Below are 14,029 nucleotides of genomic sequence, written 5' to 3'. Positions count from 1 at the left end.
GGTGGTGCGCTTCTACGTCACCCGCGACCTGCAGCCGCAGCGCTGGTACCCCTACCCTTCGCGCAAGGGCGGCGCGCACCGGCGCTATGACGACCTGCCAGCGCAGTACGCCGGCAACGTCAACACCGATCCACCCTTCGACCGCGGCCCGGGACAGGCGCCGCGGCTGAGCGAGGCGGAGATCCGCGACGTCGTGGCCTTCCTGCACACGCTCACGGACCGGGACGTGGTGGCTACGGCCGAGGCCATCGCCCGGCCTGCCAAGGCCAAGCGCTAGTCCACTTCCGCAATCAGCTCGATCTCGACGCAAGCCCCCATCGGGATCTGCGCCACGCCGAACGCGCTGCGTGCATGCGCGCCCTTCTCGCTGCCGAACACCTGCGCGAACAGTTCGCTCGCGCCATTGGTGACCAGATGCTGCTCGGTGAAGCTGGGCGTGGAGTTGACCAGGCTCATCAGCTTGACGATGCGGGTGACCTGGTTCAGGTCGCCCACGGCCGCGTGCAGCGTGCCCAGCAGGTCGATGGCGATGGCGCGCGCCGCGGCCTTGCCTTCCTCGGTCTGGATCGCTGCGCCCAACTGGCCGACCCAGGGCTTGCCGTCCTTGCGCGCGATGTGGCCGGACAGGAACACCAGATGGCCGGTGCGCACGAAGGGCACGTAGGCGGCAGCCGGCACGGCCACCGGCGGCAGGGTGATGCCGAGTTCGCGGAGTTTGTCGTAAACGCTCATGAAAACTTCCTTTTCCAGATAAAAAGTGCTTGTAGCCCAGGTAGCACCTGGGCTACAAGCTATGTATTTTATAGCAAACTAGGCCAGGGGCTCGACCGTGACCGCCACCTGCAACTGGTGCTCGCCGCCGCCCAGCAGCAGGCCGCGCATGGGCGAGACGTCGCCGAAGTCCCGGCCCACCGCCACGGTGACGTAGTCCGCGCCCGGGGCGCGCTCGTTGGTCGGGTCGAAGTCGTACCAGGCGCCGGCCGCGCCCTCCGGGCCGGGCGCATAGACCGATACCCAGGCGTGCGAGGCATCGCAGCCGACCAGCCGCGGCTGGCCCGGCGCGGGCGTGGTGAGCAGGTAGCCGCTGACATAGCGCGCCGGCAGCCCCAGCGCCCGCAGGCAGCCGATCATGATGTGGGCGAAGTCCTGGCACACGCCGCGGCGCTGCGCCAGCGCCTGCACGGCGGGCGTCTCGACCTCGGTGCTGTCGCTTTCGTAGCGCAGTTCGGCGTGGATGCGGCGCATCAGCGCATCGGCGGCGTCGAGCACCGGCGTGCCGGCCGCGAAGCTGCCGTGCGCATAGGCCGCGAAGTCGTCGTGCCGGGGCACGTACTCCGAGGGGAACACGAATTCCGCCGCCGGGTCCCAGCGGCCGCCGGCGCGGTAGCGGAACTGCTCGCGCACCGCCTCCCAGGCCGGACTGCCCTCGGCGCCCAAGGGCGCCGCAGCCGGCTCGCGCGTGGCCACCACGCTGTCGGCCACCACGCGCAGTTCGTCATGCACGGATTGCAGCGAGAAGAAGGTGCGGGTGTTGCCATAGACGTCGATGCGCTCGCTGCGCCGCGTCTCCACCGGCGTGATCACCAGCTCATGCTGCAGCAGGCTCTGGCTTCCGGTGTCGCGCGGCTTCAGATGCACGATGTGCTGCGCGGTCTCCACCGGCGGGGTGTAGGCGTAGCGGGTCTCGTGGACGATGTGCAGCTTCATGGCGTCTCAGCGTTGTGCCATGGCGGAACTTGCGGCCGCGCTCCCCACCGCCTGCCACGCCTGGAACCCACAGGCTCCAGGGGCCGCAGGATATGCCCGCTTGAGGGGGGAGGCGAAGACGCGAAGCGCGCAGCCTGGGGGTGGTCTAAACCAACGCATGCACATCGCTGGAGTGGGTGAAGTACAGCGCCCCGATGGCGTCGGACAGCACGTGGGCCGCCTCGGTGCACTGCTGCAGCAAGGCCTGCAATTCCGGCGCGCCGGGCCGTGCGGCGGCAGGCGCGTCCCAGGCACCGCGGCACAGGCCCGCCAGGTCCCACTGCTCCGGGTCCGGAATGGCGGGCAGCAGCAGGCTGAGTTCGCCCGGGCGCTCTTCGGCCAGCCGGGTGAGGCGGCCGCGCAGCGTCTGAGCCACCCAGCCGAGCGAGCGCGGGTTGTCGCGGTCGGTCACGAGCAGGTCCAGCAGCGCCGCCACTTCGCGCGTCTGCTGGTACTGGGCATGGAAGGTGATGGTGCTGTCGAACAGCGCCAGCACGCCCTCGAACCCGGCGGCGTCGCGCACCGCGCCGGCCTCGAACGCCAGCGCCAGCGCGTGCGAGAGGAAAGACAGGCGCTCGATGTGGCGCCCGACCGACAGCAGGCGCCAGCCGTCGTCGCGGGTCATGCGGTCGGTCTGGCCGCCGGTGATGGCGGCCAGGTAGCCGCTGGCGGATTCGAGCAGGCGCATCGCATCGACCGCCTGGTAGCCGTCGGCGCACGCGTGCTCGGCGCTGCGGCGCAGGAACTCCTCCTCGGCACGCACGATGATGGCCCATTGCTCGTGCGCCAGGCGCTCGCGCACGCCCGCGGCCGCCTGGCGCAGTGCGCGCAGGTTGAAGCCGACGCTGCCGCGCTCGGGCCGGCCCAGGCCGTCGATCAGGGAGCGCTCGAACACCCGCCGCGCCTGCGTGGCGGCGGGCACGCTGGGCAGCACCAGCGCGTTGTCCTCGGCCATGGCCGAGATCCAGGCCAGCAGCGGCTGCGAGGACTGGTCGTCGCCATTGAGCACCTGCAGCGCGAGGCGCGCCAGGCGCACCGTGTTCTCGGCGCGCTCGGTATAGCGGCCGAGCCAGAACAGGTTCTCTGCCGCGCGGCTGGTGACCAGGCGCACGCGCTGGGCCACGGCCGCCGGCGACAGCGTGGGCCGCAGCAGCGTGGTCGGGTCGACGTGGCCCGGCGCCAGCACCCAGACGTCGGCGCTGCTGCCGCCGCGCTGCATGGAGGCGATGCCGCTGTCGGCGCCAGCACCCGCCACGCGCGCCATGCCGCCGGGCAGCACGCGCCAGTTGCCCGGCCCGTCGCAGACCGCGAACACGCGCAGCATCACCGAGCGCGGCGCGATGGCGCCGGCACCGTGGCGGCTGGCCGTGAGGGAGCGCCAGGTCGGCATCTGCGAGATCGGCAGCTGCGACTGCAGCGTGTGCTCGTCGCCGCTGCGCAGGATGCGGCCGGCCCATTCGTCGCGCTCGCGGCGGTTGAGCGTGTCGCCCAGCACCGCGTCGAAGCTGTCGTGCTGCGGCGAGCCGGCATAGGTCGGCTTGATGACGCAGTCGCCCAACTGCGGCAGCACCTCGTCGAGCACGGCGCGCTCGCCGCACCACCAGGTGGGCAGCGCGGGCAGCGACAGCTCCTCGCCCAGCAGGTGGCGCGCCAGCGCCGGCAGGAAGCCCAGCAGCGCGGGCGACTCCAGGAAGGCCGAGCCCGGCGCGTTGGCCACCAGCAGGTGGCCCGCGCGCACCGCCTGCAGCAGGCCGGGCACGCCCAGGGTGGAGTCCGAGCGCAGTTCGAGCGGGTCCAGGAACTCGTCGTCCAGCCGCTTGAGCAGGCCATGCACGGGCTTGAGGCCCTGCAGGGTCTTGAGGTAGAGCCGTTCGTCGCGCACCGTGAGGTCGCTGCCCTCGACCAGGGCCAGGCCCAGGTAGCGCGCCAGGTAGGCGTGCTCGAAGTAGGTCTCGTTGTACGGGCCGGGCGTGAGCAGCGCGATCAGCGCGTCGTCGCCGGCCGGGCTCATGCGCTTCAAGCCCGCCACCAGCGCGCTGTAGGTGCCGGCCAGGCGCTGCACCTGCATGGCGTCGAAGGCCTCGGGGAACTGGCGCGAGATCGCCAGCCGGTTCTCCAGCAGGTAGCCCAGGCCCGAGGGCGCCTGGGTGCGCTGGGACACCACCCACCAGTGGCCGTCGGGCCCGCGCGCCAGGTCGAACGCGGCGATGTGCAGGAAGGTGTCGCCGGCCGGCGCGCTGCCGTGCATCTCGCGCAGGTAGCCCGGGTGGCCCAGCACCAGCGCGGCCGGCAGCAGGCCGCTGGCGAGCAGGCGCTGCGGGCCGTAGACGTCGGCCATGACGCGGTCGAGCACGCGCACCCGCTGCAGCACGCCGGTCTCGATGCGGCGCCAGTCGGCCGGCGCCAGGATCAGCGGGAACAGGTCGACCGACCAGGGGCGCTGCGGGCCGTTCTCGGCGTCGGCGTAGACGTTGTAGGTCACGCCGTTGTCGTGGATCTGCCGGCGCAGCTCGGCCATGCGGCGGTCCAGGTCCTCGAAGCCCGCGGCCCCCAGATGCTCGAAGAAGCGCGCCCACTCGGGCGCCAGCCCGGCCTCGGCCGAGCCCCGCGCCGCATGGCCGCGCAGTTCATCGAAATGGCCGTGCGCCGCAGGCGCGGCCAGCGAGGCGGCCAGACTGGCAGGAGGCTCGTCGCCCGGGCCTGGGAAGAGGGTGTTCAGTGCTTGCTCCACGGAACGTGGGATTGTCGCACCCGCGCGCGAGGCGGCGGATCAGGCCGCGCCAGGGCATCCCCGGAACCGGCTTTGCCGGGCCGGCGAGAACGCGAGGCGCGCTGCCTGCGGATCAAATGCGAAGGTCCAGCGTGAAAGGAAATTCCCTGCTGCCCGCCACGCGGGCCGCCGGTGGCACGTCGATCGCGCCCGGGCTGTGGCCGGTGCGGAAGAAGCGCGCCAGGCGCCGGCTTTCGGCCTCGTTGGCATTGACCGGCAGCGTGGTGTAGTTGCGCCCGCCCGGGTGCGCCACGTGGTAGACGCAGCCGCCCACCGAGCGGCCTAGCGCCGTGTCGACGATGTCGAAGGTCAGCGGCGCATGCACGCCGATGCCCGGGTGCAGCGCCGAGTACGGATTCCACGCCTTGTAGCGCACGCCGGCGATGTACTCGCCCTGGACGCCGCTCGGCTGCAGGGGCAGGGGCCGGCCGTTGACGGTGACCGCGTGGCGGTGCGGCTCCAGCCCGGTGACGCGCACCTCGATGCGCTCCAGCGAGGAATCGACATAGCGCACGGTGCCGCCGCCGGCCGCTTCCTCGCCCATCACGTGCCAGGGCTCCAGCGCGGTACGCAGCGACAACCGCATGCCCATGGATTCGACCGAGCCGATGTGCGGGAAGCGGAACTCCAGGTGCGGCGCGAACCATGCGGCGTCGAAGGCGTAGCCCGCCTGGCGCATGTCCTCCACCACGTCTTCCAGGTCGGCCTGCAGGAAGGCGGGCAGCATGAAGCGGTCGTGCAGAGCGGTGCCCCAGCGCGCCAGCGGGGCCTGGTAGGGCTTCTTCCAGAAACGCGCCACCAGCGCGCGCAGCAGCAACTGCTGGGCGATGCTCATGCGCGGGTGCGGCGGCATCTCGAAGGCGCGCAGCTCCAGCAGGCCCAGGCGGCCGGTGCTGGAGTCGGGCGAGTACAGCTTGTCGATGCAGAACTCGGCGCGGTGGGTGTTGCCGGTGACGTCGATCAGGATGTTGCGCAGCGTGCGGTCGACGATCCATGGCGGCATCGCCTCGCCATGCTCGGCGCGCGCCCTGGCGATCTGCCGCAGCGCGATTTCCAGCTCGTAGACCTGGTCGTTGCGCGCCTCGTCCACGCGCGGGGCCTGGCTGGTCGGGCCGATGAACATGCCGCTGAAGACGTAGCTCAATGCAGGATGGTTGAGCCAGTAGTGGATCAGGCTGGCCAGCAGCTCGGGCTTGCGCAGGAACGGGCTGTCGCCCGGCGTGGCGCCGCCCATCACGAAGTGGTTGCCGCCGCCGGTGCCGGTGTGGCGGCCGTCGGTCATGAACTTCTCGGCCGACAGGCGCGACTGGAACGCCGCCTCGTAGAGGAATTCCGTGCCGCGCACCAGGTCGCGCCAGTGGTGCGCGGGCTGGATGTTGACTTCGATCACGCCCGGGTCGGGCGTGACCTGCAGCAGTTGCAGGCGCGGGTCGCGCGGCGGCGGGTAGCCCTCCAGCACCACCGGCAGGCCCAGCGCGGCGGCGCTCGCCTCGACCGCGGCCAGCAGCGACAGGTAGTCTTCCAGGTGTGCCAGCGGCGGCAGGAAGACGTAGAGCAGGCCCTGTTCGCGCCCTTGCTTGCCCGCCTGCTCGCGCGCCGCGGCTTCGGCCTCGGGGCCGTTGGCACGGGCCGGGTCGCGCACCTCCACGCACAGCGCGGTGCGGGTGGTCCAGCTTGCGGATTCGAAGCGCTCGGGCTTGCGCGTGAGGGCGCCGGGCACGGGCGCGGACCTGCCCGCGCCCGCCTTGGCCGGCAGCGCGCCGCGCGGCACGCTCGGGTCGAGCTCGATCAGGTAGGGAATGTCTTCGTCGCGGATCCAGGGCAGCGAATCCAGCGGCAGGCGCAGGCCCATGGGCGAGTCGCCCGGCACCAGGTAGAGCCGCCCGTCGCGCAGGAACCACGGGCCGGTGGACCAGACCGCGTCGAGCGCGGACGCGGCCGGCGGCTGGCCCGGCTCGGCGGGCGGCGCGTCCGGGCGCGGGCCGGCCTGCAGCGGCAGCATCCAGCCGGTAACCGCGTCCAGGCCGCGCTCGAACACGCGGCGCAGGCGCGCGCGTTCCTGCTCGTCGCCCAGCCTGGAGTCGAACACGTCGACATTCACCGGCAGCTTGCGCTCGCGCCAGAGGTAGTGGAGCGTGTCTTCATAGCCCGGCTCGATGAAGACGTCGGGCAGGCCCAGCTCCTGGGCCAGGCGGCGCGTGAAGCGCTCGGCGTCGGCGCTGGTGCAGTGCGTGGGATGGCGCTCGTCGGCCAGCAGGGCCTGGTCCTGCCAGCAGGGCTGGCCGTCGGTGCGCCAGTAGATGCCCATGGCCCAGCGCGGCAACTGCTCGCCCGGGTACCACTTGCCCTGCCCCACGTGCAGGAAGCCGCTGGGCGCGTACTCGGCGCGCAGCTTCTCCACCAGGGCCAGCGCATGGCCGCGCTTGGTGGGGCCGAGCGCGGCGGTATTCCATTCGGCGGCGTCGCGGTTCTCGGTGGCGACGAAGGTCGGCTCGCCGCCCATGGTCAGGCGCACGTCGCCGGCCACCAGCTCACGCTCCACCGCGTCGCCCAGGGCCAGGATGGCGGACCATTGCGCGTCGGTGTAGGGGCGGGTCGCGCGCGGCGACTCGTGGAAGCGGGTCACCTTCATCTCGTGGCTGAATTCGACCTCGGCATGGCCCAGCAGCGCGCCTTCGATCGGCGCGGCGCTGGAGGGCGTGGGCGTGGCCGCCAGCGGGATGTGGCCCTCGCCCGCGAGCAGGCCCGACGTGGGATCGAGCCCGACCCAGCCGGCGCCGGGCAGGTAGACCTCGCACCAGGCGTGCAGGTCGGTGAAATCCACCGTGGTGCCGCTCGGGCCGTCGAGCGCCTTCACGTCCGGCACGAGCTGGATCAGGTAGCCCGAGACGAAGCGCGCGGCCAGCCCGCAGTGGCGCAGCAGTTGCACCAGCAGCCAGGTGGAGTCGCGGCAGGAGCCGCAGGCGCGCTCCAGCGTCTCGTCCGGCGTCTGCACGCCGGGCTCCATGCGGATCAGGTAGCGCACATCCTGCTGCACCATGCGGTTCACTTCGACGATGAAGTCCATGGTGCCGCGCTGCCGGCGGTCGATGCGCTCCAGATAGGCCGCCAGCCGTGGCGTGGCCGGCTCCACGAACAGATAAGGGGCCAGCTCCTGCGCCTGCAGTCCGGTGTAGGCAAACGGGAATTGCTCGGCCTGCGGCTCCAGGAAGAAGTCGAACGGGTTGTAGACCGCCATTTCCACCACCAGGTCGACCGTGACCTTGAACTCTGTCACCTTCTCGGGCAGCACCAGGCGCGCCAGATAGTTGGCGAACGGGTCCTGCTGCCAGTTGATGAAGTGCTGCGCAGGCAGGACCTGCAGCGAGTAGGACACCACCTTGCTGCGGCAATGCGGCGCGGGGCGCAGGCGCACCACCTGCGGCCCGAGCGCGACGGGGCGGTCGTAGCGGTAGTGGGTGACGTGGTGCAGGGCGGCGTGGATGGACATGCGCGGGCTTTGTGAGGAAGGGCAGGCCCATACTAGCAAGAGGCACGCCCGCGGTGGTGGCGGGAGCCTTCCTGCCGGGCCCGCAGAACGGGAAGCGCTGCTTTTGCGCTGCTCCACCCGGCGACGGCGCATCGGCCCGCCCGCCGGGCGATGGGCCATGAACGTGGCGCAGCGCGGAAAAAAGCGCGCCGGGTTGATCCAGGACATGACGCCGCCCGCCGGTACCGGCAATACTTGGCGCGTGCCGCCTGCGGGCGACGCCCAGCTGGGCGTCGCCCTGAACCACCATCACCGCCTGGAAAACAACGTGCTGCTCCCCGAGTCCGAGACACCCGCGCCAGCCCAGGGCCGCGGATCGCCGGTCCGCGCCTGCATTGACAGCGACGCAGCCCGCGCAACGCCCTCCTCCGATCCCCGTGTGCCCGACACGGACAGCATCACCCGGCTCGTGCATGGCTTCTATGGCGACGTGCGTGCGGACCCGCTGCTGGGGCCCGTCTTCGAGCATGCGCTGGGCGACGGCGACTGGAGCCCCCACCTGGAGCGCATGGTGGACTTCTGGAGCACCGTCATGCTGGGCAGCAGGCGCTTTCGCGGCAACGTGCTCGACAAGCACCTGCGCTTGCAGGACGTCACTCCGGCCCATTTCTCCGCCTGGATGCGGCTGTGGAGCCGGCGTACCGAGCGGCTGTTCGACGCCGGCGTGGCGCGGGAACTGCAGCTCGTGGCCCACGGCATCGGACGCAACCTGTTCCGCGGTTTGTTCGGGCGGCTGCCCGCATTCGAACAGGAGCGCGCGCAGGCCCACGCGGCGTTCCACCGCTAACAACGCGGGAGCGATGGAGCCCCCCGTGCCCGCATCCTGCGCTCTCGCCCACCCACCGACAATCCCCGCCACTCCGCAACGAAGAGAAGATCCATGCAAGTCCAGGCCTTGTACCAACAGAAGCGCACCACGGCCGCGGAGGCGGTTCGCCAGGTGCGCAACGGCGACTTCATCGTGGTACCCACGGGCGTGGGCGAGCCACCCACCCTGCTGACCGCGCTGTCCGAGCAGCGGCTGGATTTCCGCGACGTCAAGGTCGGCCAGATCCTGGCGATGCGCAAGTACGGCTACTTCGACCCGGCCACCACCGAGCACGTGCGCCACGTGGCCTATTTCTTCGGCGGCGCCTCGCGCGCGGGCGGACAGGCCGGCTGGATCGACTTCATCCCCAACTGTTTCTCCGAGATACCGGCCCAGATCGAACGCGGCCAGATGCCGGCCGACGTGGTCTTCAGCCTGGCCTCGCCGATGGACGCCGAAGGCTTCTTCGCGCTGAGCCTGGGCACCGACTACACCATGGCCGCCGTCGCCAAGGCGCGCGCGGTGGTGCTCGAGGTCAACCCGAACGTGCCCTACACCTTCGGCGACTGCAAGGTCCACGTTTCGCAGGTCGCAGCGCTGGTGGAGGACGAGCGCCCGGTGATGGAAGTGGGCCTGCCGACCATCGGCGTCGTGCAGGAGGCGATCGGCAAGTACGTGGCCGACATGATCGAAGACGGCTCCACCCTGCAGATCGGCTACGGCGGCATTCCCGACGCGGTGGTGATGCAACTGGCGCACAAGCGCGACCTCGGCATCCACACCGAGATGCTCGGCGAAGGCATCCTCACGCTGGTCGAGAGCGGCGCCGTCACCAACCGGCGCAAGAACTACCTGCCGGGCAAGATGGTCGCCACCTTCGCGCTGGGCTCGGAGAAGCTCTACCGCTTCATGGACCGCAACCCCATGCTCGAGATGCACCCGGCCCACTTCACCAACGACCCGATGCTGGCCGGCCAGAACGACAGGCTGGTCGCCATCAACGCCACCTTGCAGATCGACCTGCTCGGCCAGTGCGGCTCCGAAAGCCTGGGATCGGCGCCCTTCTCGGGCACCGGCGGGCAGTCGGACTTCGTGCGTGCGGCCAACCGCTCGCGCGACGGCAAGGCCTTCATCGTGCTGCCCTCGACCGCGAAGGGCGACACGATCAGCCGCATCGTGCCGGTGCTGTCACCCGGCACCCACGTCAGCACCAGCAAGAACGACATCAACTACGTGGTCACCGAGTACGGCGTGGCCCAATTGCGCGGCAAGTCGGCCCGGCAGCGAGCGCGGGAGCTGATCGGCATCGCGCACCCGGCCTTCCGTGCCGAGCTGACGGCCGAGGCCCGACGGCTCCATCTCCTTTGATGTGGGACACCCCCGAAGCGCCTGCGGCGCTTCCCCTCGACGGGGCGCACCCGGTGGCCTGGCAAGGCTGCGCACCTCTCGCACGGCGTGTTGCATCATCCGGGGCGCCATCATTCATGTCACTGAGGGCAGCACTGGACCAGTCCCGCGCATGCCGCGGGGCCTGTTCAGCGTTGCCTTAGCATGCGGCCATGTCCGCCCTCCCCCTCGATGCTGGTGCCGCCGCCGCGTACGATGAGGAAGGCGCCCCGCGCCGCGCGGGCTTTGCACCGGCGCTGGCGGGCCTGGTGGCGGGGACGGCGCTGCAACTGCTGCAGCCTGCGCTGTGGCCGATCTGGGTGTACGCCCTGCCCACCGCCGCCGGCCTGGCGGCGCTCGGGCTGCGCAGCGTGCGGCGGCGCGGCGCGCTGGTGCTGGCCCTGGCCGCGCTGGCGCTGGGCTTTGGTGCGACCGGGCTGCGGGCCGCGCACTTTGCGTCGACGGCGCTGGCGCCGGAACTCGAAGGGCGCGCGCTGGTGCTGACCGGCACCATCGCCGCCATGCCGCAGCAGACCGCCACCGGCCTGCGGCTGCGCCTGGAGGTGACGGCTGCCGCGCTGGACGACGGGCAGGCCGTGCGCGTGCCGGCGCTGGCGGACCTGGGCTGGTGGGGCGAGGGCGCGTTCTCCAGCGCCGACCCGCTGGCGATCCGGCGCAGCCTGCCGGCGCTGCGCGCGGGCGAGCGCTGGCGCCTGCCGGTGCGGCTGAAGGCGCCCCATGGCGCGCGCAATCCGCACGGCTTCGACTACGAACTCTGGGCCTGGGAGCAGGGCGTGCAGGCCACCGGCAGCGTGCGCACGGGCGCGAGCGCGCCGGCACCGCAGCGGCTGTCGGACGGCTGGAGCCACCCGGTGGAGCGCGCCCGGCAGGCGGTGCGCGATGCGATCTACGCGCGCCTGGCGCCCGAGGCCGCGCCGGCGCAGGACGGCTTGGAGGCGCGCCGCCGCGCCGCGGGCGTGGTGGCGGCGCTGGTGACGGGCGACCAGCGCGCCATCGACCGCGCCGACTGGGACGTGTTTCGCGCGACCGGCGTGGCGCATCTGGTGAGCATCTCGGGCCTGCACGTGACCATGTTCGCCTGGCTGGCCAGCGGCGCGCTCGGCTGGCTGTGGCGGCGCTCGGCGCGGCTGTGCCTGCTCTGGCCGGCGCAGCAGGTCGCGCTCGTGGGCGGCGTGCTGCTGGCCGCGGCCTATGCGCTGTTCAGCGGTGGCGGCCTGCCGGCGCAGCGCACCGTCTGCATGCTGGCCACCGTGGCGCTGCTGCGCCTGTCGGGCCGGCGCTGGCCCTGGCCGCAGGTCTGGCTGGCCGCCTGCGCGGTGGTGGTGCTGCTGGACCCGTGGGCGCTGCTGCAGGCCGGCTTCTGGCTCAGCTTCGTGGCAGTGGGCGTGCTTTTTGCTACAAATTTCGTAGCTTCAAGCCCAGGTGATGCCTGGGCTACAGGCACTTTTCTTTCAAATTCCGGCATGCGCGCCGCGCGGCTGCTGCGCGAGCAGGCGGTGGTGACGCTGGCCCTGACGCCGCTCACGCTGCTGCTGTTCGGCCAGGCTTCGGTGGTGGGGCTGGCGGCCAACCTGCTCGCGATTCCGTGGGTGACGCTGCTGGTCACGCCGCTGGCCATGGCGGGCGTGCTGCTGCCGCCGCTCTGGGACGCGGCCGCGCTGGCGGTGCAGGCGCTGGGCGCGCTGCTGGGCTGGATGGCGGCCTGGCCGCATGCGGTGCTGTCGCGGCCGGCCGCGCCGCTCTGGGCCGCGGCGGCCGGCGTCTTCGGCGGCGCGCTGCTGTGCATGCGGCTGCCGCCGGCCCTGCGGCTGCTGGGGCTGGCGCCCTTGCTGCCGACGCTGTTCTGGCAGCCGCCGCGGCCAGCCGTGGGCGACTTCGAACTGCTGGCCGCCGACGTCGGCCAGGGCAACGCGGTGCTGGTGCGCACCGCCCGCCACGCGCTGCTGTACGACGCCGGGCCGCGCTACTCGGCGGAAAGCGACGCCGGCCACCGCGTGCTGGTGCCGCTGCTGCAGGCGCTGGGCGAGACGCTGGATGCCGTGGTGGTCAGCCACCGCGACGAGGACCACGCGGGCGGCGCGGCCTCGGTACTGGCGCAGCAGCCGCAGGCCGTGCTCATGAGTTCGGTGGAAGACGGCCATGCGCTGCAGGCGCTGCGGCCGGTGCGGCGCTGCGTGGCCGGCCAGCAGTGGGAGTGGGACGGCGTGCGCTTCGAGTTCCTGCACCCGCAGCCGGCCGACTACGCGCCGCAGGCGCGCAGCAATGCGCTGAGCTGCGTGCTGCGCGTCTCCAGCGGCACGGGCGGCGCGCTGCTCGCGGGCGACATCGAGGCCGCGCAGGAAGCCGCGCTGCTGCGCGCCGGCGCGCCGCTGAGCGCGGACCTGCTGCTGGTGCCGCACCACGGCAGCAAGACCTCGTCCTCGGCCGCCTTCGTGCAGGCCGTGGCGCCGCGGTTCGCACTGGTGCAGGCCGGCTACCTGAACCGCCACGGCCACCCGGCGCCGGTGGTGGCGCAGCGCTATGCCGCGCAGGGCGCCGAACTGGTGGCGAGCCCGGCCTGCGGCGCGGCGCGCTGGTCCAGCCGCGAGCCCGCCGCGCTGCACTGCGAGCGCCGGACCGCTCGGCGCTACTGGCAGCACGGGCCGGCTGCCGCGCCGGCGCTGCCCGGGCACTAGCTCGGCCTGGAAATTGCTATCCTCCTCAGCCAGGAGATAGCCCGCTTATGCAGAAATTCGACGAGATGTACAGCACCCTGCCCCCCGAAACCGGCAAGGTGCGCGACCACTACCGCACGTACGGCCAGTGGCTACAGCGGCAGGCGCTGGAGGCCATGCGGGTCCGGCGCGAAGAGGCGGAGATGATCTTCCGCCGCGTGGGCATCACCTTCGCCGTCTACGGCGCCAAGGACGAGGACGGTTCGGGCACCGAGCGGCTGATTCCGTTCGACCTGATCCCGCGCATCATCCCCGCGCACGAGTGGGCCGAGATGGAGCGGGGCCTGGTCCAGCGCGTGACCGCGCTCAACCGCTTCCTGCACGACGTCTACCACGAGCAGGAGATCCTGCGCGCCGGCGTGATCCCGCCCGAGCAGATCCTGCGGAACGCGCAGTTCCGCCCCGAGATGATGGGCGTGGACGTGCCCAACCACATCTACTCGCACATCGCCGGCATCGACATCGTGCGCGCCCCGGATGCCCAGGGCAACGGCGAGTACTACGTGCTCGAGGACAACCTGCGGGTGCCCAGCGGCGTGAGCTACATGCTGGAAAACCGCAAGATGATGATGCGGCTGTTCCCCGACCTGTTCAGCCAGCACCGGGTGGCGCCCGTGGCGCACTACCCCGACCTGCTGCTGGAAACCCTGCGCGCCTCCGCGCCGCCGGCCACGGCGGAGCCGACCGTGGTGGTGCTCACGCCCGGCATGTACAACAGCGCCTATTTCGAGCATGCCTTCCTGGCCCAGCAGATGGGCGTGGAACTGGTCGAGGGCCAGGACCTGTTCGTCAAGGACGACTTCGTGTGGATGCGCACCACGCGCGGCCCCAAGCGCGTGGACGTGATCTACCGCCGCGTGGACGATGACTTCCTCGACCCGCTGGTGTTCCGGCCGACCTCCACGCTGGGCGTGGCCGGCCTGATCCAGGCCTACCGCGCGGGCAACGTGGCGATCTGCAACGCGGTCGGCACCGGCGTGGCCGACGACAAGTCGATCTACCCCTACGTGCCCAAGATGATCGAGTTCTACCTGGGCGAGCAGCCGATCCTGAAG

The 14,029-nt window shown here is 71.8% G+C and carries 8 protein-coding genes and 1 pseudogene; 5 read left to right on the top strand and 4 right to left on the bottom strand.

What is annotated here, in order from left to right; genetic code table 11:
- Positions 1 to 277, top strand: a pseudogene (locus JHD63_RS18925) (cytochrome-c peroxidase); the annotation flags it as partial.
- Here the strand turns inward: JHD63_RS18925 and JHD63_RS18920 are convergent.
- The 4 genes from JHD63_RS18920 to JHD63_RS18905 form a co-directional block, all read right to left on the bottom strand.
- Complete coding sequence (locus tag JHD63_RS18920) at positions 274 to 732, bottom strand: RidA family protein (RefSeq protein WP_198972359.1); 459 nt, start codon at positions 730 to 732, stop codon at positions 274 to 276. The pseudogene JHD63_RS18925 and the gene JHD63_RS18920 overlap by 4 nt on opposite strands.
- Before the next feature lie 78 nt (positions 733 to 810).
- A complete protein-coding gene (locus JHD63_RS18915) occupies positions 811 to 1,707 on the bottom strand; it encodes a transglutaminase family protein (RefSeq protein WP_198972358.1) in 897 nt (298 codons plus the stop codon).
- 145 nt (positions 1,708 to 1,852) lie between these two features.
- The gene (locus JHD63_RS18910) at positions 1,853 to 4,477 is read right to left on the bottom strand and encodes a circularly permuted type 2 ATP-grasp protein (RefSeq protein WP_370590577.1); all 2,625 of its coding nucleotides are present in this window, start codon (positions 4,475 to 4,477) and stop codon (positions 1,853 to 1,855) included.
- Between the two features lie 112 nt (positions 4,478 to 4,589).
- Positions 4,590 to 8,006 carry a transglutaminase family protein gene (locus tag JHD63_RS18905; protein ID WP_198972357.1) on the bottom strand — a complete coding sequence of 1,139 codons (3,417 nt, stop codon included), beginning with the start codon at positions 8,004 to 8,006 and terminating at the stop codon, positions 4,590 to 4,592.
- Positions 8,007 to 8,163: 157 nt separating this feature from the next.
- Between JHD63_RS18905 and JHD63_RS25065 the strand changes: the two genes are divergently transcribed.
- The 4 genes from JHD63_RS25065 to JHD63_RS18885 all read left to right on the top strand — a co-directional run.
- Complete coding sequence (locus JHD63_RS25065) at positions 8,164 to 8,832, top strand: group III truncated hemoglobin (RefSeq protein WP_370590576.1); 669 nt, start codon at positions 8,164 to 8,166, stop codon at positions 8,830 to 8,832.
- Positions 8,833 to 8,925: 93 nt separating this feature from the next.
- The gene (locus tag JHD63_RS18895) at positions 8,926 to 10,221 is read left to right on the top strand and encodes an acetyl-CoA hydrolase/transferase family protein (RefSeq protein ID WP_198972356.1); all 1,296 of its coding nucleotides are present in this window, start codon (positions 8,926 to 8,928) and stop codon (positions 10,219 to 10,221) included.
- Positions 10,222 to 10,412: 191 nt separating this feature from the next.
- Complete coding sequence (locus tag JHD63_RS18890; RefSeq protein ID WP_198972355.1) at positions 10,413 to 12,935, top strand: DNA internalization-related competence protein ComEC/Rec2; 2,523 nt, start codon at positions 10,413 to 10,415, stop codon at positions 12,933 to 12,935.
- 47 nt (positions 12,936 to 12,982) lie between these two features.
- A partial coding sequence (locus tag JHD63_RS18885; RefSeq protein ID WP_198972354.1) for a circularly permuted type 2 ATP-grasp protein occupies positions 12,983 to 14,029 on the top strand: 1,047 nt, incomplete at its 3' end.

This window comes from Xylophilus sp. ASV27 (assembly GCF_016428875.1).
Taxonomy (GTDB): Bacteria; Pseudomonadota; Gammaproteobacteria; order Burkholderiales; family Burkholderiaceae_C; genus Xylophilus.
The sequence above is the reverse complement of the archived record's forward strand: the minus strand, read 5'-3'. Positions and strand labels throughout refer to the sequence as shown.